1 protein-coding gene is annotated in these 1,334 nt (G+C 63.2%); it reads right to left on the bottom strand.

Features of this window, described 5'->3' with window-relative positions; translation table 11 throughout:
* A partial coding sequence (locus ACX4ZE_RS22725; protein ID WP_480275501.1) for a beta-ketoacyl synthase N-terminal-like domain-containing protein occupies window positions 1-1,334 on the bottom strand: 1,334 nt, incomplete at both ends.

Raw genomic sequence — 1,334 nt, 5'->3', positions numbered from 1 at the left:
CGTCGGCGAAGCCGATACCGGCGCGGAACGGGTGATGATTGCGTCGGGTCCACGCCGCCTCGGCCAACCAGCCCGGGTCCGCGCCCGCGGCGATCCGTTCGGCGAACCCACGCGCCAACTCCCGCACCGCCTGCTCACTACGCGCCGACAACGGCAACACCCCATAATGGCGGGGCGCACGCACATGACCATTCCCCCCAGCACGCTCCGACGGCCGATACTCCTGCAAAATAGCGTGCGCATTGGTACCGCCGTACCCGAACCCATTGACCGCGATAGTGACCCGATCCACCTCCGGACCCACCGGCTCGGCCTCCAACTGCAACCGCAGATTCAACTCCTCGAAATCGATATCCGGATTCGGGGTATCGAACCAATACTGCGGAGCGATCGTCCGATGCGAAATCGCCAACGCCGACTTGATCACACTCGCGATCCCCGACGCCGCCTCGGTATGCCCCAACTGCGTTTTCACCGACCCCACCCCCAACGCGACACCACGCCCCTCCACCGCCCCATAAGCATGCCCGATCGCCTGCAACTCCAACGGATCCCCCACCGGAGTCCCGGTCCCATGCGCCTCCACATACGTCACCTCACCCGGCGCGATCCCCGCCCGCCGAGTCACCTCCTCCGCAAGCCGCTGCTGCAGATCAGCATTCGGCACCGTGATCGCAGTCGTACGCCCATCCTGATTCGACCCCGTCGCCTTCACCACCGCATACACCCGATCCCCATCCCGCTGCGCAGCCGACAACTTCTTCAACACCACCATCCCCACACCCTCACCACGCCCATACCCATCCGCCGACGCATCGAACGCCTTACTCCGACCATCCGCAGCCAAGAACCCCCCCTTACACATCGACACGAACATCTCCGGCTCCCCCAACACAGTCACCCCACCCGCGACCGCCATCTCACAATCACCATTCGCGATACCCTGACACGCCAAATGAAACGTCACCAACGACGACGAACACGCCGTATCCACCGTGATCGCAGGCCCCACCAAATTCAACACATACGCCAACCGATTGGAAATCATCGTGTACGACGCACTAGAAGCCGTATGCATATCGATATACGGCAACGCCGGAGGACTGGAAACCGCACCAAGCTGATCAAGCGTGAACGCACCGATGTACACCCCCAACGAGGAACCCGCGATCCGACCCGCGATCCCAGCGTCGTCGAACGCCTCCCACGCCACCTCCAACACCAACCGCTGCTGCGGATCCATCGCCGACGCCTCCCGCGGCGAGATACCGAAGAAGTCCGGATCGAACGCCCACGGATCACTTTCCAGGAACGCCGCCCGCTTGGTATAAGAC

The sequence above is a fragment of the Nocardia sp. TBRC8007 genome (genome assembly GCF_056629435.1).
The sequence above is the reverse complement of the archived record's forward strand: the minus strand, read 5'-3'. Positions and strand labels throughout refer to the sequence as shown.